This window comes from Paenibacillus intestini (genome assembly GCF_030803945.1).
GTDB classification, from domain to species: Bacteria; Bacillota; Bacilli; order Paenibacillales; family Paenibacillaceae; genus Paenibacillus; species Paenibacillus polysaccharolyticus.
Map to the genome: position 1 here is coordinate 1 of NZ_JAURUN010000011.1, position 19,239 is coordinate 19,239.

20 protein-coding genes and 1 pseudogene are annotated in these 19,239 nt (G+C 47.9%); 15 read left to right on the plus strand and 6 right to left on the minus strand.

The features are described from left to right. Positions 1–592: 592 nt before the first annotated feature. The 4 genes from J2T16_RS23325 to J2T16_RS23340 are packed head-to-tail and all read right to left on the minus strand — an operon-like array spanning position 593 to position 4,730. On the minus strand, positions 593–1,339 hold the full coding sequence (locus J2T16_RS23325) for a class I SAM-dependent methyltransferase (protein ID WP_336122052.1): 747 nt from the start codon (positions 1,337–1,339) through the stop codon (positions 593–595). Further along, positions 1,326–2,999, minus strand: a complete 1,674-nt coding sequence (locus J2T16_RS23330) for a nucleotide sugar dehydrogenase (RefSeq protein WP_499019377.1) — start codon at positions 2,997–2,999, stop codon at positions 1,326–1,328. Before J2T16_RS23330 ends, J2T16_RS23325 begins: the two co-directional genes overlap by 14 nt. A 34-nt stretch (positions 3,000–3,033) precedes the next feature. Next, positions 3,034–4,023 (minus strand): polysaccharide biosynthesis protein, encoded by a 990-nt coding sequence (locus J2T16_RS23335; RefSeq protein WP_090917931.1) that lies wholly within the window; start codon positions 4,021–4,023, stop codon positions 3,034–3,036. A 17-nt stretch (positions 4,024–4,040) separates the two neighbouring features. After that, positions 4,041–4,730 carry a glycosyltransferase gene (locus J2T16_RS23340; RefSeq protein WP_154887292.1) on the minus strand — a complete coding sequence of 230 codons (690 nt, stop codon included), beginning with the start codon at positions 4,728–4,730 and terminating at the stop codon, positions 4,041–4,043. A 313-nt stretch (positions 4,731–5,043) separates the two neighbouring features. On the opposite strand from J2T16_RS23340, the gene J2T16_RS23345 reads away from it, so the two are divergent. Beyond that, complete coding sequence (locus J2T16_RS23345) at positions 5,044–5,754, plus strand: GT-D fold domain-containing glycosyltransferase (protein ID WP_221787193.1); 711 nt, start codon at positions 5,044–5,046, stop codon at positions 5,752–5,754. Between the two features lie 278 nt (positions 5,755–6,032). Here the strand turns inward: J2T16_RS23345 and J2T16_RS23350 are convergent, their stop codons facing one another. Continuing rightward, positions 6,033–6,440, minus strand: a complete 408-nt coding sequence (locus J2T16_RS23350) for a hypothetical protein (RefSeq protein ID WP_090917938.1) — start codon at positions 6,438–6,440, stop codon at positions 6,033–6,035. 190 nt (positions 6,441–6,630) lie between these two features. Between J2T16_RS23350 and J2T16_RS23355 the strand changes: the two genes are divergently transcribed. The 14 genes and pseudogenes from J2T16_RS23355 to J2T16_RS23420 all read left to right on the plus strand — a co-directional run bounded on the left by J2T16_RS23355 (position 6,631) and on the right by J2T16_RS23420 (position 18,454). Continuing rightward, entirely contained in the window at positions 6,631–7,773 is a 1,143-nt protein-coding gene (locus J2T16_RS23355) for an RluA family pseudouridine synthase (protein ID WP_260510697.1), read from the plus strand. 81 nt (positions 7,774–7,854) lie between these two features. Then, complete coding sequence (locus J2T16_RS23360; protein ID WP_221787194.1) at positions 7,855–8,433, plus strand: SLOG family protein; 579 nt, start codon at positions 7,855–7,857, stop codon at positions 8,431–8,433. A 201-nt stretch (positions 8,434–8,634) separates the two neighbouring features. Continuing rightward, positions 8,635–9,450, plus strand: coding sequence for an adenosylmethionine decarboxylase (gene speD / locus J2T16_RS23365; RefSeq protein WP_221787195.1), 816 nt, complete (start codon positions 8,635–8,637; stop codon positions 9,448–9,450). A gap of 236 nt (positions 9,451–9,686) precedes the next feature. Further along, positions 9,687–10,097, plus strand: coding sequence for a flagellar basal body rod protein FlgB (gene flgB / locus J2T16_RS23370; protein ID WP_221787203.1), 411 nt, complete (start codon positions 9,687–9,689; stop codon positions 10,095–10,097). Between the two features lie 640 nt (positions 10,098–10,737). Beyond that, positions 10,738–11,223, plus strand: a pseudogene (locus J2T16_RS23375) (GNAT family N-acetyltransferase); the annotation flags it as partial. Positions 11,224–11,364: 141 nt separating this feature from the next. After that, positions 11,365–11,811: an NUDIX domain-containing protein gene (locus tag J2T16_RS23380; protein ID WP_499019406.1), complete on the plus strand. Its 447-nt coding sequence runs from the start codon at positions 11,365–11,367 to the stop codon at positions 11,809–11,811. After that, entirely contained in the window at positions 11,808–12,683 is an 876-nt protein-coding gene (locus J2T16_RS23385) for a helix-turn-helix domain-containing protein (RefSeq protein WP_336122050.1), read from the plus strand. The genes J2T16_RS23380 and J2T16_RS23385 overlap by 4 nt, the downstream gene beginning before the upstream one ends. A 107-nt stretch (positions 12,684–12,790) precedes the next feature. Next, positions 12,791–13,336 (plus strand): ankyrin repeat domain-containing protein, encoded by a 546-nt coding sequence (locus tag J2T16_RS23390; RefSeq protein ID WP_221787208.1) that lies wholly within the window; start codon positions 12,791–12,793, stop codon positions 13,334–13,336. Positions 13,337–13,623: 287 nt separating this feature from the next. Next, positions 13,624–14,139: a sigma-70 family RNA polymerase sigma factor gene (locus tag J2T16_RS23395; RefSeq protein WP_244159253.1), complete on the plus strand. Its 516-nt coding sequence runs from the start codon at positions 13,624–13,626 to the stop codon at positions 14,137–14,139. Beyond that, positions 14,136–15,473, plus strand: coding sequence for a DUF4179 domain-containing protein (locus tag J2T16_RS23400; RefSeq protein ID WP_499019378.1), 1,338 nt, complete (start codon positions 14,136–14,138; stop codon positions 15,471–15,473). Before J2T16_RS23395 ends, J2T16_RS23400 begins: the two co-directional genes overlap by 4 nt. 111 nt (positions 15,474–15,584) lie before the next feature. After that, positions 15,585–16,628 carry a S66 family peptidase gene (locus tag J2T16_RS23405; RefSeq protein ID WP_499019379.1) on the plus strand — a complete coding sequence of 348 codons (1,044 nt, stop codon included), beginning with the start codon at positions 15,585–15,587 and terminating at the stop codon, positions 16,626–16,628. Positions 16,629–16,696: 68 nt separating this feature from the next. After that, a complete protein-coding gene (locus tag J2T16_RS23410; RefSeq protein WP_145328501.1) occupies positions 16,697–17,002 on the plus strand; it encodes a hypothetical protein in 306 nt (101 codons plus the stop codon). Positions 17,003–17,197: 195 nt separating this feature from the next. Then, entirely contained in the window at positions 17,198–17,977 is a 780-nt protein-coding gene (locus J2T16_RS23415) for a threonine/serine exporter family protein (RefSeq protein ID WP_090918438.1), read from the plus strand. 18 nt (positions 17,978–17,995) lie between these two features. Further along, positions 17,996–18,454 (plus strand): threonine/serine exporter family protein, encoded by a 459-nt coding sequence (locus J2T16_RS23420; RefSeq protein ID WP_090917956.1) that lies wholly within the window; start codon positions 17,996–17,998, stop codon positions 18,452–18,454. A gap of 98 nt (positions 18,455–18,552) precedes the next feature. Here J2T16_RS23420 and J2T16_RS23425 read toward each other — a convergent pair whose 3' ends face one another. Beyond that, a complete protein-coding gene (locus tag J2T16_RS23425; protein WP_336122046.1) occupies positions 18,553–19,104 on the minus strand; it encodes a DUF2569 family protein in 552 nt (183 codons plus the stop codon). Between the last annotated feature and the right edge of the window lie 135 nt (positions 19,105–19,239).

Below are 19,239 nucleotides of genomic sequence, written 5' to 3' on the forward strand. Positions count from 1 at the left end.
TCAACGAAGGAACCATAGAACCCAAATCCATTGCGTTATGATGCGTCAATCTGAGAAAAAGCTAGCTAGTGTCCAATATTAAGGGGTTGAACCGCAGATGAGCCTATTTTCGTAATTCTAGCCTACATTTGAGGGGAATCACTGAATTTAAGGCAAATAACGTCACTGGTGATCGTTAGAATTCGGTGAGCTTCAAAATGACCTAAATAAGGCTTCTGGTGATCGTTAGAAAAACTTGCCTCATTAATACGCTGTATTCTCTATAGTAATTTCTACTGGTACTAGTACAGTAGTGTTGGTACTGCTAATGACCGTAGGTGTCGGTGGTACTCATGCTAATGGCTCAGTCGCTGATAGTGGTAATTGAGTTAGAGCAGTTACTTTTTTTCTAATGTGTGTGGCGGTAAGGTTAGTGTTTGTGTAGTTAGTATTCGTGTGCTGGTCCATACTCTCACTGTGATTGCGGTTTTGTTACTGGTGTAACGGTTCCACATGCTAATGGTACAGTTACTGATGTCAGGTTTAAGTTAGTGGTGTTGGTGTTGGTGTTGGTGTTGGTGTTGGTGTTGGTGTTACGACAATGCTTCTCCGCTTACCCTTCCACATTCTCCTGACGACGTATGCGTTTCAGCTGATCCACGGCACTGTCCAGCGCTTTTTTACGCTGTTTCATGGAGCGTAGATGTTGCTGCTCCACCTCTTCAAAATGGGTATGGTCCAGCTTCATCCAGTCCAGCACCTGGTTCAGAGGCGGTTTTACGTCGAGCTGTATTTTCTGCCGTTTGCGTGCTACACAACATAGATATTTATGATGAACTTCCAGTTTCAATACTTCAAAATACGGTAATAAACACATCGCCAGATTACTCGCATAGAACGTCTGTTTATGATCGTAGAATGGATGATAGCCATACGGAACAGTCACGATGAGTGTGCCTTCCTCTGTGAGCAGACGATGAACCTGCGATAGCAATGTCTCGGGATGCGCAAAATGCTCCAGCACTTCCCCCAGTAGCACAGTGTCAAACGTAGTTCTCGCCTTCCATTGCGTGATGTCCAGCATGCGGAAATCGACATGGTTGCGGACAGGCTTGGATTCTTTAGCCAGCTCCTCTTGCGCATAGCGGATACTTTCCTCCTCCAAATCCACGCCTGTCACCCGAAAGCCTTCACGCCCCAGCAAAATAGACGTAATTCCCTGGCTGCATCCCACATCCAAAATACGTTTGCCTGTGGTTTCCCGGCACATCCAGTGCACACGGGTCCTCGTCGCTTCATGAGAATCTTCGGAATTAATCTCTCCGTAATAACGTTCGTTCACCCGGTCATGATTCGCCATAGCCGTCTCCCGTTTTCCCGTGCATTTTTTTCACGTCTTCATCCGCCTTTGTCACATCACGGTTTCCAAAAGGTTGATCTTTATCTTTATCTGTATCTTCAGCGAAGGTAACACGATCGTGTTTCGTATCCGGATGTTCTTTTGCATCCTGAGATTGCGCATCCGTATGCCCTTCATTACTCTTCTCCTGTTCCAAGCCGAGTGCTCTCCCATGGTCATGCCGCTCAGGCTGACCGAGCACAACGATATTGCTTCCACAGCATCCGGCTGTGGCGTTACGTGTATCGAAAATCAGCGGTGCATGATCCGCCATCTGCTGGTAATCAAACGCGGAGTGGTCTGTCGTGATAATAACCAGGTCGGCCCATGTCCACAATTCGGGCGAAGCAGGCCGGGACTGGAGCATGGAACCATCATCTTGACGGAATACGGGCACCATCGGATCGGTGAAAACAACTTCGGCGCCCGCTGCGCTCAGCAGCCGGAAGACGTCGAGCGCAGGGGATTCGCGCAGGTCGTCAATGTCTTTTTTGTACGCCATACCCGCCAGTACAACGCGGGCGCCGCGAATGGAATGGCCGCGTTGCTCCAGCAGGGCTGTTGCACGCTGAACTACGTGCTCTGGCATCTGCCGGTTCGTCGCATCTGCGAGCTCAATGAACCGCAGCTCCGATCCCTGGCGATTGGCTGCCCATGATAAATAGATCGGATCAATCGGAATGCAGTGCCCGCCAATACCTGGTCCAGGATAAAACGGCATGTAGCCAAACGGCTTCGTTGCCGCTGCCTGTAACACTTCCCAGATATCCACGCCCATCTGCTCACAAGCCGGGGTTAACTCATTAACCAGCGCAATGTTTACGCTGCGAAACGTATTCTCGAACAGTTTCGCTGTCTCGGCAACGGTTGTCGAGCTAACAGGCACGACTTCGTTCAGAAACGAGCCATAGAATTGTGTTCCATAACTCAGACAGGCGGGAGTCGAACCGCCGATGATTTTCGGGGTATTTTTCACACCATAATGTACGCTGCCCGGATCAACTCGCTCTGGCGAATAACAGACATAGAAATGTTCACCTGCTGTCCAACCGCGCGCTGCCTCTACGGGCTGTTTCACATGCTCTTCCGTCGTGCCTGGATACGTCGTGCTCTCCAGAATGACAAGGCTGCCCTGCTGAAGATAGGGGGTCATCCCCCCCACTGCTGATGAAATATAGGATATATCCGGCTGATGTTTATCCGTTAACGGAGTCGGTACACAGATGACAATGACATCCGCACCTGCGACTGCTGCATAATCCGTGCCTGCCGTTAACAAATTCGCCTCCAGCAGCGTTTGAAGCACCTCATCTTCAATGCCGATAATATACGAATGGCCTGCACGAAGCTTAGCTACTTTGCCTGCATCGATATCAATGCCGTGCACCTGGTAACCGGACTGTGCCATCTCAACGGCCATCGGCAGTCCCACGTAACCAAGACCGATGACAACAGCCTTCAGGGAGCGGTCATGAATGCATTGAAGCGTGGTGTGCTGTGGCTTCGGGTAGAGTTGCTTCAATCGTTGCTGTTTCCGGCCACGGTGCTCTCCTGGAGTCTGTGCCTGCTTCTCCTTTTCATCTTGACGTTTCTCTTCGGGATTCAGGCTGTTCTCACTCATCTCTTCCACCTCCAAACGTTCCGCCTCCCTTCCGTTAGTCGATATATCCCCCTGCACGCAAAAACGTAGCTATCGCCGGTTTGTTCATCATTTCACTGTCAGAGCGATACTGATCAAACTTCACACGTGGCAGATGATCATAATGTTTCGTAAGACCTTGATCGGCATGCTCCGGCAAAATGACATAATACTGCGCATCGTACTGGCGAGTACGCGGTGCTTCAAATGGCGAGATCAGCACTTCGTGCAGCTTCTCCCCCGGACGGATGCCCGTCACTTTGTAATCGCCTGACGGGCGACCTGCCTGTTCGAGCATGACAGATGCCAGTTCCGTCATGTTGCAAGCTTTCATTTTCATGACGAATGTTTCTCCACCTACCGCCGCTTCCGCTGCTTTGAGTAATAAATGAATAGCTTCGGTACGGGTCAGGAAAAAGCGAGTCATGCCTTCGTCTGTAATGGTCAGGCTTTTGCCTTCGTCAATCTGTCTGCGGAACAAAGGTACAACACTGCCGCTTGTGCCCAGAACATTGCCGCCGCGGATACATACAAATCTTGTTTTCTCGCTCAGCCAGTTGGCACGAATCATCATTTTTTCGCCCAGTGCTTTGGTCATGCCATATACGTTAATCGGATCGACTGCCTTGTCGGTGGATACGTCAATGACTTTTGGAATCCCCATACGGATGGCCGCCCGAATAATATTCTGAGTTCCAATCACATTTGTTTTAAATGCTTCATCCGGCTGATCCTCACAGACCGGAACATGCTTGAGCGCGGCCAGATGGAAGAGCACATCTACGCCTTGGCACGCTTCCTCCACTGCCCGGTAATCTCGAATATCTCCAATGATAAAACGCAGACGCGGATCATGATTGAACTCCCGCTGCATCGCGATCTGGGCATACTCGTTCCGAGATAGCAGTCGAATCTCCGCCGGGTTCTGCGCAAGCAGTACCTCCGTTAGCTTCTGGCCCCAGGAGCCAGTTCCTCCGGTGACCAGAATCGTTTGTCCTTGAATCATGGATGAATCCCTCCTGTTCAGATCATGAATTCACGTAAAACCTGCGCCATCTCCTCGCGGCTTAAGCGGTCTTTAGGCGGTACTTTTTTGACGGACGTATTGCTGGAATGAACGATATTGACGTAGTTCCGCGGTGCAAGCAGTTCATGTGGCAAGTCGATCACATTTCCATGCGTGCCTCGGCCCGGAAGCTTCACGCGATATCCCGCGGCATATTCCGCTGTCTTGTAGAGATAGACATAAAATTGAGGGGAGCGGTGGAATGCCGGAGCCATCTCGTTGTTCACACTGTCCCACAGATAACCATTCTGATTAATCAACGCCATCGTTTCTGGCTGAGGCTTTACATCATAGAGCTGCTGCACAAATGTTTTGTGATACAGATCGTCCGAATCCAGACGGGCAATATAGATGTTTTCTACGTCTTTGGCAAACTCCAGAATCGCACGTACACTCTCGATGTGGGTTCCAAAACGAATATTCGAAGGCAGCGGCTCCTGGCTCGCCAAAATCTCCTGCATCAGCTCCCCGGATTCTTTGGAAAGCTTCACCACTGTCAAGAAATCTTGATTGGTCTGAGCCTTGAGACAATGCAATGTAAATGTGCGAAAAATGGTCATACGGCGCTCCAGCCATTCGCGGGTCAGCCGCTGCGGATCTAACCCGTAGTTATTGAAGTTAATCTCAATCACAACTTTCCTGGACATACCCTTCCTCCTCATGAACGCTGTAAGCCTATATGGCGAGTACAGACGTTTTCATAGTTTTTTTTAGAATGAAATCTCGCATCTACGAAACTCGTTCCTCGCGCTGATCGCTTACACTTCAATTCTCTTAAATGCCAGCACTGTATAACGTATGAACTCCCGAACAATCCGGCACCGACATATGTACTGATTTTCTTATAAATAGATTGATATACACCCCAAGTTATCTCTTGGAGGTCGAACGCACAGATCACGGTTTCTCTCGCAACATAGAATAGAGGAGCTTGATTTTCAAAGGGGGCAGGCATTCGGAATGAAATCTACTTATCTAGAAATGCAAGACGTGCTGGATCAGCTTGAAGCAGCTTTGCAAGAGAAGCGTCCATTCTCACTGGTGCGTGTGGGGGATGGTGAAAATATCGTGATGTCGCAAGAATCCGTATGGCCTATGGAGCAGGTGCTACAAGAGCGCTGGGCAATCAAAGCTAATCTCGGACAAAAGGGGCTGCGGCTTCCCAACCTGAAGATGCGGGACGAAGTCGCTGCTTCGTTGAAAAGAGCCACTATTGTGGGTGTCCTTCCGCGTGGAGACAGCACCATCAAGGCTCCGGATTACCTTAAGCGGCCGCTGACCGATATGATCTTTGCTCACTACGGCATCGCGCCTGCGTTGACCTGTCATGCTTGTGTGAATCGTGAACTTGTGCAAGTACCTCGGTTTTGGCAGATGCTTGCCGGCAAACGTGTGTTGCTTGTAACGCGTGAACTGGATGAGTTACAGGCCGCACTCGTTAAGGAGCCTTATCACCTCGACATCGTAAGTACACTGGCTTTTGACAACTATGATCAGATGGATGAGACCTTGCAATGGATTCAAACGCATCAGGATGACTTTGATGTTGCACTGTTCTCTTGCGGGGTTAACGCCGTCATTCTTGCAGAACGAACAGCAGCACTGGCAGGTAAAGTCGCCATCGATTTCGGCAAAGCCAACAACATGATTTTGAAAGGACGCGCCAACTAAGTTGCATCTACAGTATTCAGTTTTTCTTTATGCCCATGATCGATAGCGCTGCTTGTATCTTTACTTCTCCCTTTTTCTTCTATATCAAAGTCTTTCAACTCTCTCTTATAAATCAATGCTCTTACACTTCTGCTTCATCTCAAACTCAAAATCCCCGCCTCGGTAGGCGGGGATTTTGAGTTATATCTTGATTGGAATGATCTTGATTGCCATGTAACTTAAACGGGTACAACAAACGTTACTATAAGATGGTCTCTCTAAAGTCTTTCAAAGCTCCTTTAGTTGGTCGCGGCAATACCGTAGAACATCTCCGGCCCGGTTCGCACAGCTGTGGATACACCGGAGATGAATGACGTATATACATTTTCCAGCGCTGGTGGTGCAGCCAGATCCTGAGCTGTGAACGAATGGAACTCGGCACCGCCATTTTGCCCGACCGTTCCTTCTGCTCGATAGATGATGAAGAACGGATCGTACACAAAACCACGCACTATCTCTACAACAAACGTGTCGCCCAGTTCTCCTGTAACACCCACTGTACCATTCAAGGTAATGATAGGATTAATGACCCCCTGGGTTTGAAGACCGATAGCGCCGAAAGGTTCAGGGGATTCGGACAAAGGTAATCCCGGTGCCCCTACGTATCCCGAGTTCTCCGAGGTTCTCATATCGAGAAACACGCCCATGAAGTAACACCTCCAATGCTATGGGATAACATATTCTATGAAACTGATAACTCTTCGGATTGGATGGTTGGCAGATTTGATGAACCTATTTTTAATTCCGCGCGGTTAATGGTATATTGAACAGCATAACGAAATGAACGGATCGTATGCACACAAAGGGTACAAGCTGTTCAGAAGGAGATTGTCATTCATGAATAAACGCAAACGTTCAACCGGCGGTACATCTGCCAAAGGAAAATCATACGGAGGCTCTTCCAAGCCGCGTTCCGGCCGTCCTGGCACTTCATCATCCAAACCGAATCCCCCTCGTTCGGGAGAGGATACGAGTAAGGTTTCAGCTTCCCATTCGTCCGTGGCGCCTGCAAAAAACGGTGGCAAAGGAAGCAAACCGGCCAAACCGGCTACCGCATCCAAGCGTCCAGGCAATGCTTATTATCGCAAGTCCGAACCGCCACGTCAGTACAAGGTAACCGAACCGGATGAACTGCTGAATTTCCTGCTGAAGCATATAAAGTCAGGACGTAATGCGGTGAAGTCCATTTTGGGACGTGGACAAGTATCGATAGATGAGAAAGTTGTAACGAAGTTTAACGAACCTCTGCTACCCGGACAGATCGTATCCATCAGCAAAGAAGGGGCTGTAGCCGCTCCTTCTCTGACAGGTATTAACATTTTGCATGAAGACGACGACATCATTGTGATTAGGAAGGAAGCCGGACTCCTATCGATCGCGGCTGACAAAAGTGACGATCTGACCGCTTATCGCCAGCTGATGTCACATGTGCGTCGTACCAACGAACTGAACCGGATTTTCATCGTACATCGTCTGGATCGGGATACCTCGGGTGTGATGATGTTTGCCAAAAGTGAAGAGGTTCAGCAGCAGTTGCAAAACAACTGGAAAGAAAACGTACAAGACCGTGTTTATGTCGCACTGGTTGAAGGCGCGGTAGCTCAAGAAGAAGGCACCATCTCCTCTTGGCTCAAGGAAACCAAAACACTCAAGATGTACTCCAGTTCCCGTCCAAACGACGGGCAACATGCGGTTACGCATTATAAACGGCTGAAGTCGAACCGTGAGTTCTCCCTGCTGGAGGTTCGTCTGGAAACGGGTCGTAAAAATCAGATTCGTGTGCATATGGAAGACCTGGGACATCCGATTGCCGGGGATCGTAAATACGGCGCACGTACAAGAGATCTCGGACGTCTGGGACTCCATGCACGAGTATTGTCGTTTATTCATCCAACGACAGGCAAACTGATGACATTCGAAACGGATATTCCGAAGCCATTCCTGTATCCGTTCCGCGGAGAGGCAACACCTGCACAATAACGTGCTCATACGAAGACGGACAACCGACTAAGATGCCGTTCCTCACGGACTCATTGTCCGTCTGAAAGGAGGTTAACACGTTTGCAAAACCTGTTCATTACCGGTTACCGTGCACATGAACTGCAAATTTTTGGTCAGAAGCATGAGGGTATCCCTTACATTAAAAAAGCCATCGCCTCCCGCCTTACACCTCTTGTGGAAGATGGCTTGGAATGGGTGCTTACTCCAGGTCAATACGGTGTCGACCTTTGGGCCTGCGAGGTTGTGTTGGAGCTGAAACAGAACTATCCACATCTGAAGCTGTCGATTATCACTGCTTTTCAGAACCCGGAGGAACAATGGAAAGAAGACAAGCAGGAGTACTACCGTTCCATTCTGTCTGGAGTGGACTATTATGGTGCAATTAGCAAACAGCCATACATCGGGCCCTGGCAGTTCACCGCACGGGACGATCTGCTGCTGCGTAAAAGCGATGGCCTGCTGCTTGTCTATGACGAAGATGCCGGCGAAGGCAGCCCGCGTTTTGTAAAGGAAAAGGCATTGAAGAAACAACAAAATGAGCATTATCCCATCATTACGGTCACTTCCGAGGATATCCAATCGGTCGCGGAGGAAGAACGCATGAATGATTTTGCTTATGATGGGGACATCCCCTTCTAACTTTGGATGCTGTACGGCAAATTGCTGTGCAGTATTTTTTTCTGACTGGACTCCGTTTTTATTGGACTCTTAAGCTGAACTCAAGGAGTACGTCCGCTCGCCACAAATGGGAAACTCATGTTTTTTTTCGGGCAAGGTTGGGCATAAGTAGTATTAAAACTGCGATTTTTATGTCGTATGGGATAAAGGGGAACTGCAACCATGACTTTAACGCCAGAGCAGCGCATCCAGCTGCACGGGTTCAATAACCTGACCAAGTCACTCAGTTTCAATATGTACGATATCTGTTACACCAAGACCAAAGAAGAACGTGAAGCCTACATTGAATATATCGATGAACAATATAACGCAGACCGACTGACCCATATTTTGAAAAATGTATCGGACATCATCGGCGCACACGTCCTGAATGTCGCACAGCAGGATTATGTGCCGCAGGGCGCAAGTGTAACCATGCTGGTATCGGAAGGCCCGATCGTTGAGATTCCAGAAGAATCCTTCGATGAATCGCCTGGTCCCCTGCCCGATAATGTCGTCATGCAGCTGGATAAAAGTCACATTACAGTGCACACTTATCCCGAATTCCACCCCAGCGAGGGCATCAGCACTTTCCGTGCAGACATCGATGTTTCGACCTGTGGTGAGATTTCACCGCTGAAAGCGTTGAATTACCTGATTCACTCGTTTGATACAGATATTATGATTATGGATTATCGCGTGCGTGGTTTTACAAGGGATACAAGCGGGCGCAAGCTGTTTATTGACCATGAGATCAGTTCGATCCAGAACTATATCCCGGACGAGATCAAAAGCGGGTTCGATATGATTGACGTGAACGTCTATCAGGAGAACATTTTCCACACCAAATGTAAGCTGAAAGAATTCGACCTGGATAATTATCTGTTCGGGTACACCAAGGACAAGCTGAGCCAAGCGGAACAACAGGAGATCACCGAGTGGCTGAAGCTGGAGATGGACGAGATTTATTACGGCAAAAATATAGACCGTTCTTCCTGATTGGACAGACCAGTCAGGAGTGATGTCACCATGAATAAAGACAAGTGATTCTGATCCTGCTGACTTCCTTCACGGAAGCACATATTTGGGTCATATACTTGTCTTTATTGTTGTTTAGTTCGGCTGTGACTGTGAGCTCACCAGCCATATGTTACTTTGAACAGATTGACAGTGTGTGGGCGAATTTCTTAAAATAGTGGGAACTGCACTCGGATGCGGTAAAGGAGGAACAGGGTATGATTGAAACGAATACGACCAAGCGTAATGAATCCCTTTTGCAAGCCTTAAACGCGCGACATGCAGCCATCACGAACAACATTGCTAACGCCGATACGCCCAATTACAAAAAGACCACCGTTGAGTTTCAAGATGAGCTTAGACGTATCATCGAGAACGGTAAACCCGGACAACTCCGGATGCAACGCACGCATGAGAAACATTTTCCCGTCAGCAATCCCAATGCCTCCATCGTGCAGTACCGAGTGATGCAGAACAACGAAACAGCCATGAACAATAACAACAACAATGTAGATATTGACCGGGAGATGGCTATGCTTTCCGAGAATCAACTCATGTATAACTACATGGCTGATCGAGTCAGCGGACATTACAAAAAAATGAAAAATTTATTGAATGATTTAAAATAAAAGCTTACACCAGCAGCCCTCGTGGCTGTTTTTTTGTGTATGAGGTAGAAATGCCGATGATAAAAGCCAAAATGATAGGCAATAAAACATAAGATAATATAAGTAATATGCCTGTTCCTGGCGAAGGTTTGTCCCCCGACTCTGTAATAGGAATTGTATAATTATTAATGAGAATAAAAACAATATAGAACGGAATCCATGAAACAGTTGGAATATATTTGAATTTTTCATCATGTAGCATTCTCTTCGTTATGAAATAGAACAACACCACAAATGAAACCAAAAGCAGAATACTAATAACATTTATTAAAAGTGACATTGTGTTATTTGACCAACCCGTTAATCTTGTGATCCGGTAATAGTTTAGTTGTGGTAGATAGAATACATATAGAAAAATAGCACTTGGAATACTACATAATATTATTTTATTGAACCGATTCATAGTTTCACTCCCACATTATCCCTTTGTATATAATATAAAACAATTTCTCGATCAGCTCTAGTACTTTCAAGTGTAGCGTCTGCAAGCGTTGATCCAAGTTCTCCGCCGACCAATCCACACTGGAAGTTCGGTATTTATCAGGGCTGTAGTATAATGGGATAAGCGAAGAACGTTAGATTATATAAAAAGAGGTGCAACATGACTCGTCAATACAATGCGTTTCAAGGCTCCAAAGTCAGACTCACGGCACCCTGTCCCGAAGACAGCGTGCAAATCGCACATTTTACACAAAACTACGAATATATGCGTAACTTGGATACGGATATTGTGACGCCACAAACATCCGATGAGACCGGATCTTCTTCCGTTCGGAACGGTCAAGATTTCGAATTTGCCCTGCGCACGTTGGAAGACAATCGCTTTCTCGGATTTGTTGCCATCTATCGATTGGAATGGAATAACCGCTCTGCACAACTGGCTATCGGCATTGGTGAAGAACGAGATCGTGGCAAAGGTTATGGCAGTGACGCTCTTGCGTTGATTTTGCGATATGCATTCCATGAGTTAAACCTGAATCGAATTGCTCTTGACGTGATTGAATACAACGAAGCCGCAAGACGGGCATATCTCAAGGCCGGATTCCGCGAGGAAGGCCGGCATCGTGCCGCTGTTCTTCGAGACGGTACACAGTACGATCTGATCTCGATGAGTATTCTGGCAACGGATTGGTCTGCTCAGACAGGTTATCCCGTTTCGTTTCAGCCAGGGTCTAGTTCGGGTAGTACAAGTGTTTTCCCTTCGGCAGGCTCTACTACGGTTGGTAGCATGGCGGTCGAGGCCACTCCCCGAATCGGCGTAGGTGCAGTGATCCTTAATGAACGAAATGAAGTGCTCCTCGTTTGGCGTAATCGTACGCCCGAACAGCATACCTGGAGTATTCCCGGCGGGAAAGTCGATCTGTATGAAACATTGGAAACGGCTGTTATTCGGGAGGTTAAAGAAGAAGTCAATCTGGATATTGTGATCGACGGCCTTCTCTGTACCGCAGAAACGATTCGCCCTGAACGACAGGAGCATTGGATTTCCGTGCTTTACTCCACCAAGGTAGTTAGCGGAGAAGCACGCAATCTGGAAGAAGACGGAGCTATTGGGGAGATTGGCTGGTTCCCGCTCCATGAGCTACCTTCTCCACTTGCCAGCTTTGCCATTCCGGCATTGGAGGCAATAAAGCAACAATATGCAGAGAAGCATCGGGACAACGGCACCCAATGAAGGGCTCTTCCAAAAATACATTAACGCAACGTAGCGTCCCTTTCATACTGCATGAGTCCAGACACCAGTTCGACTGGAAAGGTCAAGGTGCCCTTTCTCTGAAAACGTTCCGTTACGGAACATCATTATACGAAGCGGGTCATGGACATTTTGCAGTCGATCAGGACAGATATTTGCTTTTGAACGAAGGACAGGAATATCAGCTACATATTGATTCACCTGTTCCTGTCGAATCTTTTTGCATCTTCTTCCCTTCGGGGCTAGTGGAAGAGATCGGTCGGAATATCTCAGGAAGTAACCGCTATCTCTTGGATGAGCCTTATGCCACATCCTCCCTTGGTACACTGGACTGGATGGAACGAACATATCCTATGACCGATCAACTAGGAGCTGCTCTTGAGCGATTGCGCTCCTCCTATGCCTCTCAGGCCGTAGATGTATGGGGACTAGAGGAACAACTCTATCAACTGGGCGTGCACATGCTTGTTTTGCACCGTGAGATTCGGTTGGAAATCGATAGCCTGGATATGGTGAAATCTTCAACCCGAAACGAGATATATCGAAGAATCTATATCGCACACGAGTACATGACAGCCTACTATAATAAACCTATCACGCTTGCGGAGACTGCCTCAGCCGCGCATCTGTCCGTGAATCATTTTCTTCGCAGTTATAAAAAGGTATTCGGCATATCGCCACATCAATTTTTGACGGAACGCAGGCTTCGGGCCGCCTGCCAGTTGTTATCCAATACGGATCTCCCTGTTACAGAAATCTGTTACAACGTCGGTTTTGAGAGCCTTGGCTCGTTCAGCTCCCTTTTCTCCAGACGATTCAAACACTCCCCTGCACAGCATCGGATAAAAAGGTGATTTTCGAGAAGCACTGCCCGTGTGAACGATCTATCATGAAGTTAGCTCCGAACGAGCTTACGCCACATTCCCTGTGTGTACAGATACGAAAGAGGAGGTTTTCACAGATGAAAGACACAGATCAGAATACAAAGCAGCTAGAACCATTGGAACAGTTATTTGAAGCTGCACAGCAGAATAATGCGGAAAAAGTAAAGTCCCTGCTAGCTGTACAACCAGAACTGGCCAACACGGAAAACAAGGATGGATTGACACCGCTGGGATATGCCGCACATTTTGGAAGCACGGAGAGCGTACATGCCCTTATTGAACACGGTGCGGATGTGAATGCGATCTCTCATTCCCTTATCTCCTTCATTCCCTGCAACACAGCGCTACACGCCGCACTCGCTGGAGAGCGTTCAGTGGAAGTGATCAAGCTATTGCTGGAACATGGCGCATCCACGAGCACCCTTGACAGTGATGGACAGCAAGCCCTTCACACGGCTGCCTTTCATACCGATCAGACAGCCATTATAGACTTGCTGCTTGAATATGGAGCCGATGTCAAAGCATCTAACACATCCGGTGAAATCGCACTAGATATTGCGAAGCAACGTGGTCATACCTCTGTCGCTGCTCGTCTGGAGCAAGCGATGGCAAAGCTATCCTAAGCGGGATAGATATAAGCCGCGATAACGATGTGAATCCGTACTATACTTGGGACTCATGCTACACTTGAGACTCGGCATCGTACCTAGAAGGCTATTCGAGATCATACTTGTAACCGTCAGACTCTTCCTGGAGCCGTAATGCTCATGAGAGGGCTGACGGTTTTTGCTGTATAATGCAACGAAACTTTCTGAAGATCAACATGCACAACATTTTTTTCAAAAAAACAAGAACCGTTTGGCAACTTTCTCTGTCTAATACGAAACAACATAAGCAAAGGAGGAGCCTTGTGACCCCTACCGAACTTACGCGAGCTGCACAAAAAGGGGATGCTGCAGCGTTTGCAGCCTTAATGGAGATGCATCAGAGCCGCCTGTACCGGATCGCCTATGCGTATCTGCATAATGAGGGCGATGCACTGGAAGCGATACAGGAAGCAACCTACCGCGCATACCGCAAACTCAAAAAACTGAAAGAACCTACCTATTTCAGTACATGGCTAATCCGCATCCTTCTGAACTACTGTGCAGATGAACGCAAACGCAAAATCCGGTTCAGTCCCGTAACCGAGATCCGTGAATCCGGCCGCTGGGATCGTCCCGAAGATCCGGATCTTGCCGCTGCGGTAGCTGCACTTGAACCGGAATACAAACAAATTATTATTCTGAGTTATTTCGAAGGTTTCTCGTTAACTGAAGTCGCTGACATTCTCGAAATTCCGGCAGGCACGGTCAAATCACGACTGCACCGCGCGCTTGGCAAGCTCCGGGATCAACTTGAACCGAAAGGAGAGCTCTTATCATGACCGACGAACAAAATCCGTTCGAAGCTTTGGAGACCCGTCTTCAAGCACGCAAAGCCGAATACGATACGATGCCCGTACCGGATACAGCAACTTCCCGAGCTGTAAAGGCCGGGATTCAACAAGCTTCCCGTAAACGAAAAACCAGATTACGCTGGCTGACCAGCTCCATCTCCGCAGCAGCCCTGATTTTATTGTTCACTGGCTGTATTCGGGTATCCCCTGCCTTTGCGTCCTTTGTCGAGCAACTGCCTGGAATGGAAGGCGTCGTCAATCTGATCCGGCAAGACAAAGGATTGATGATGGCGATTGATCAGTCCCTGTTGCAAAAAGTCGGGATCACCGACGAGCATGATGGGGGTTCCGTAACCGTGGAAGGCATTATTACAGACGACTCACGCATGGTTATTTTTTATAAGATGAAAGGCATGAAAAATACAGAAAAATTCGACTATGACATCGATTTGCTGGATGGAAACGGTAAAGATCTTCCTGTTGGTTTTGGCTATTCTACAATCCACTTTGACTCAGATGATCCAGTGTATGAAAACTATATTGATGTTATTTTTACCGACCAAGCCCCCCCTCCGGATGTGTTAACAGTGGTATTCAAATCGAGAGACAAAGCCAATCCAGGCGTGTGGAAGGTAACGATGCCAGTCGATAAAAATTTAACCAAGGGCATGAAAAAGGTTATCCCTGTAAACGAAACCTTGGTCGTTGATGGACAGCGTATCCAGGTAAAACAGGCCACCATGTATCCAACCCGGTTGGTACTTGACGTACAGATCGACCCAAACAACAGCAAAAAAATCTTTGGTCTCAGCGATTTGCAACTCGTGGATGAACAAGGACGTGCCTGGAGAACCGACACCGCCATTGGGGAGGATACACGTTCCATTTATTTTGAAAGCATGTATTTCTCCAAACCCAAAAAGCTGACCTTACAAGGCTCTGGATTCTCAGGTCTGGATAAAAAAGAGCTTGATTTCAGCCTCGACCTGAAAACACGTGAGATTACGGGAGGCCCTTCCGGTCTTAAGATGCTGGGCAGCAAAGTAGAGGGCAAAAATCTTATTGTTGATTTCTCTGTTCCTGACAGCATGGAAGATAGTTTCGTACTCGGTTTCAGCAAAGTGAAAGACAGTACGGGTAAAACTTATCAAACCCCTGGTGCAAGCTGGAGTCCGGGCTATGGAAAAGATCAGGATCACACCACGGTTTCAATCACCATCGAACATGGTGCAAAATTACAGGGTCAGCTTCAGATGAAAATTGCTACCTATCCGTCAAAAGTAAAGTCACCCTTTTCACTCGAAATCCCTGTAAATCCTTGATAGATTGCCTCCAATGAGCTGTCTTTCGTAAAAGTTTGCTGTATAATGATGGAAATATTATGAAGTCATATCATGAGCAACTTCAGCTCAAGTGGGAAAGGTGTGTTATATATGAACCCGAGTTCCATCCGTTATCCGCAACCACTCGTGAAGGGCGATACGATTGGTGTAGCCGCACCGTCCAGTGGTGTAGGCGAGTCTATGCATCGTCATTTGGAAGACAGCAAACATCATATGGAGCGTCTCGGCTTCAACATAAAGGAAAGTCCTTCCCTGCGTAACAATTCCAAATGTGTGAGTGCTCCCAAAGAATCTCGCGCGGCAGAACTGAACGCATTTATGCTTGATCCCGGGATACAGGCCATTATTCCCCCATGGGGCGGAGAGTTTCTGATGGATACTCTGCCACTGCTGGACTGGGAAGCAATGAAGAAGTCACCACCTAAATGGGTGCTCGGCTACTCCGATATCAGCACTTTCTTGTTTGCTTATACGTTGTTGACCGGCTCTGCCTCAGCTCATGGTACGAATTATGTTGATCTTCGGACAAATGAATTAGATCCGGTTACGGCTCGCTGGATTGATGTGCTGCAGACGAAAGCTGACGAAGAGATCACACAAGTATCTTCTACCCATTATCAATCCGAATGGAATATGGGACTGCCCGGCTTTAATCTAGATACGCCATCTTGCTGGAAGCAGCTTGGAGCATCTGAAACACTAAGTGACTCTGTTCGCTTCTCAGGACGGTTAATTGGGGGCTGTATGGACACCATCACTTGCCTGATCGGCACTCCTTTTGCACCGGTAGAAGACTATTTGCATCAGTACTGCGCTGACGAAGGAACGATCTGGTATCTGGAAAGCTGTGAGATGGACGCAAGTGATATCTATCGCCGTCTGTGGCAGATGAGACAAGCTGGCTGGTTTGCCGGGGCGAACGGTTTCCTGTTTGGACGGCCTGCCGGTTATTCGGACACAGCCGATTTTACGTTTACCGATGCCCTCTCCTCTGCGCTTGGCGATCTGACCGTGCCTCTGCTGTATGATGTGGATCTCGGTCACATTCCACCTCAGATGACTTTTGTGAATGGCGCAGTGGGTCAGGTCAGTTACGAAAGCGGTCGTGGAACTCTGCACATGTCATATGTGTAATCACCTTTTGTAGGCAGATGCATACCTTGAAGTAAGAAGGATTTTATTTCGAGGAAGGGTTGTGCATCATGTCTGAATCGCCATCCACACCAACCACACGTGTTGTATATCAGGCCAATCAACCGATGCTGCAATCCGTGCAAAATGTGCGGAACATGCTGCACCATACGGCTCGTCAGCATATCGGCAAGAAAGTGCAAGTTCAGAACATCGATGGTCAGGTTTGGGAAGGAGTCATTATTAGTGCAGACCGCGGAATACTGTACCTTCAAGTGACACCAATGCATGGTTACCCTGAACCGCGTGCTTTGTTTGGCCCAACGATTCTACCGCTGGTGCTGTATGAATTGCTCGTCATCACCTTGTTAATGTAAGCCAAAAGGGCTTCGTCTCTTTCCTTTCGAGGATTGGGCGAAGCTTTTTTATTCCATGTGCCGGGATTGCTTGTGAGCGTGTGAAATATGATACAATGGTGTCGGTACCTTGCCTTATTTCATATGAAACGGAGTTTGATCCGGTTGGAATACATACGTCATGACCCCTCTTCTCCTGTTGAATCCGAACCGGAGATGCGTAACAAAAGTCAACACCCTGTTACTGAGCCGTCTGAGCAATCCCAAGTCATCGCTATCTGTCTGCTTGCTGGGAAAATCATGCTGCAAAGCGGCGGCGAAACGTACCGCGTTGAAGATACGATGAAGCGGATGGCCGCTGCCTTGGGGCTGCCACATTCACATAGTTATGTGGTGCCCACGGGCATCTTTTTCTCGGTGGATGCCACGGAACCCGCGAAGCTGATTCGCATCTCGGAGCGCACCACGGACCTCGATAAAGTGTCTGAAGTGAATGCCGTCTCACGTCGCATCGGACAAGGGCAACTAACCGTTCAGGAAGCCCATGAGCTGCTGCTGGAGATCGAACGCAAGCCTTCCGGTTATTCGTATGCTGTCCAGCTAGGGGCCGCTGCCTTATCCAGTGCTTGCTTCACAATCATGTTCGGCGGAGGCTGGGGAGATTTTCTTCCGGCACTACTCTGCGGCGGAATCGGTTACGCTGCGGTCATTCTTTTTCACCGCTGGGTGCGCGTCAAATTTTTTGCCGAGCTTACAGCCTCCTTTGTCATCGGCATGCTCGCCTTTTTCCTCGTGTATGTCGGTGCAGGCTTTGAGCGGGACAAAATCATAATCGGTTCTGTCATGCCGCTCGTGCCGGGACTACTCATTACCAATGCCGTGCGCGACCTGATGGCTGGGCATCTCGTATCCGGCTTATCTAAGGGCGCCGAGGCTTTTCTGACTGCTTTTGCCATCGGTACAGGCATTGCTGTTGTATTTTCACTTTTGATGTAAGACGGAGGGTTGCAAGAAATGCTCCATTTTATAGGACAAGCTTTAACCAGCTTCATTGCTTCGGCTGCGTTTGGCATTATTTTTAATGCGCCAAGACGGATGCTGCTTCACGGCGGATTTGTCGGGATGATTGGCTGGATCATTTATATTGTACTGGAGTATGCAGCAGATGCTGTCCCGGCCACACTGGCCGCAACGATTGCTGTTGGTGTCATCAGTCAGCTATTTTCTCGCATGTTCCGGGCACCTGTCATTATTTTTAGCGTGGCAGGTATCATTCCTCTCGTGCCGGGAGGACTGGCGTATAATGCGATGCGTAGTTTTGTACAAAATGACTACAGTGCTGCCATGGAGATGGCCGCCAAAGCTCTTATGTTATCAGGTGCTATCGCCGTAGGACTTGTACTATCCGAGGTATTAAACCAGATGATTCAGAGCCTTTCCCGTTCAAACCGCATCAAGTCCACCTCCAAATGAACCTCCCAATGGAAGTTGCTACCAAGCAAAAAAAGCCCATGGTCTGCAAGCTGGAGTTTTGACTTAGCTCCGTTCTTGTAGGCTATGGGCTTTCTCTTTTACTTGATAAACGTATTTTTCACACGTACCGACTTCAGAAAATACGGGATAAAAATACAGCACGTCAGCAGTGAGCGAATGATCAGGTTAAAAGCAGGAGTCGCATCCAGCACATGTTCTTCCCTTCCCACCTCGTTCTGGGCAATAAGAATCCAGGTAGCGATACCAATTATCAGATTGACAATGTACTGTACAATCATCAAACGTGGGAAAAGCCGCTTTTTACGGTATAAAAGAACAAGATTCACAACAACGATGACAGACAAAATAACGCTACTAATGAATCCAAACCACAGCAACGGCCTTATGACTTCCGTATACAGCTGCGGGTCGATGCCCCGACTTCCTTCCCATCGTGCCGGATCCATGATCACCGCGACCTGTGAGATATCCGAGAGTAAAAATACCAGTGAAGCCCAAAGACTAATCTGAATTAAAATCAACCAGCCGCCCAAACCCGAAATACCTGGAAGTTCAGGCCTGGTGCCACTTTTGGACGAAACCATATCTACATCCTCATCTTGCTTACCGTATGAACGATTCATATTCATGATACCCTCCTTAGAAAAATAGAAGAGCATCTATTATAACTTAATATCTGTATGTTGTGTTATAAAAAGGAGGATATCCTCTTACAGATCGAGCACGAGTATACATTGACCTTCCCGTTTCCTTAGCCCTTTCCT

Coding starts and splice junctions, on each gene's coding strand:
- J2T16_RS23330 (WP_499019377.1), bottom strand. CDS start 2,999: ATGAGTGAGAACAGCCTGAATCCCGAAGAGAAACGTCAAGATGAAAAG.
- speD (WP_221787195.1), top strand. CDS start 8,635: ATGACTTTAACGCCAGAGCAGCGCATCCAGCTGCACGGGTTCAATAAC.
- J2T16_RS23335 (WP_090917931.1), bottom strand. CDS start 4,023: ATGATTCAAGGACAAACGATTCTGGTCACCGGAGGAACTGGCTCCTGG.
- J2T16_RS23345 (WP_221787193.1), top strand. CDS start 5,044: ATGAAATCTACTTATCTAGAAATGCAAGACGTGCTGGATCAGCTTGAA.
- J2T16_RS23380 (WP_499019406.1), top strand. CDS start 11,365: ATGGCGGTCGAGGCCACTCCCCGAATCGGCGTAGGTGCAGTGATCCTT.
- J2T16_RS23420 (WP_090917956.1), top strand. CDS start 17,996: ATGCTCCATTTTATAGGACAAGCTTTAACCAGCTTCATTGCTTCGGCT.
- J2T16_RS23390 (WP_221787208.1), top strand. CDS start 12,791: ATGAAAGACACAGATCAGAATACAAAGCAGCTAGAACCATTGGAACAG.
- J2T16_RS23385 (WP_336122050.1), top strand. CDS start 11,808: ATGAAGGGCTCTTCCAAAAATACATTAACGCAACGTAGCGTCCCTTTC.
- J2T16_RS23325 (WP_336122052.1), bottom strand. CDS start 1,339: ATGGCGAATCATGACCGGGTGAACGAACGTTATTACGGAGAGATTAAT.
- J2T16_RS23410 (WP_145328501.1), top strand. CDS start 16,697: ATGTCTGAATCGCCATCCACACCAACCACACGTGTTGTATATCAGGCC.
- J2T16_RS23400 (WP_499019378.1), top strand. CDS start 14,136: ATGACCGACGAACAAAATCCGTTCGAAGCTTTGGAGACCCGTCTTCAA.
- J2T16_RS23405 (WP_499019379.1), top strand. CDS start 15,585: ATGAACCCGAGTTCCATCCGTTATCCGCAACCACTCGTGAAGGGCGAT.
- J2T16_RS23340 (WP_154887292.1), bottom strand. CDS start 4,730: ATGTCCAGGAAAGTTGTGATTGAGATTAACTTCAATAACTACGGGTTA.
- J2T16_RS23350 (WP_090917938.1), bottom strand. CDS start 6,440: ATGGGCGTGTTTCTCGATATGAGAACCTCGGAGAACTCGGGATACGTA.
- J2T16_RS23425 (WP_336122046.1), bottom strand. CDS start 19,104: ATGAATATGAATCGTTCATACGGTAAGCAAGATGAGGATGTAGATATG.
- flgB (WP_221787203.1), top strand. CDS start 9,687: ATGATTGAAACGAATACGACCAAGCGTAATGAATCCCTTTTGCAAGCC.
- J2T16_RS23415 (WP_090918438.1), top strand. CDS start 17,198: ATGCGTAACAAAAGTCAACACCCTGTTACTGAGCCGTCTGAGCAATCC.
- J2T16_RS23355 (WP_260510697.1), top strand. CDS start 6,631: ATGAATAAACGCAAACGTTCAACCGGCGGTACATCTGCCAAAGGAAAA.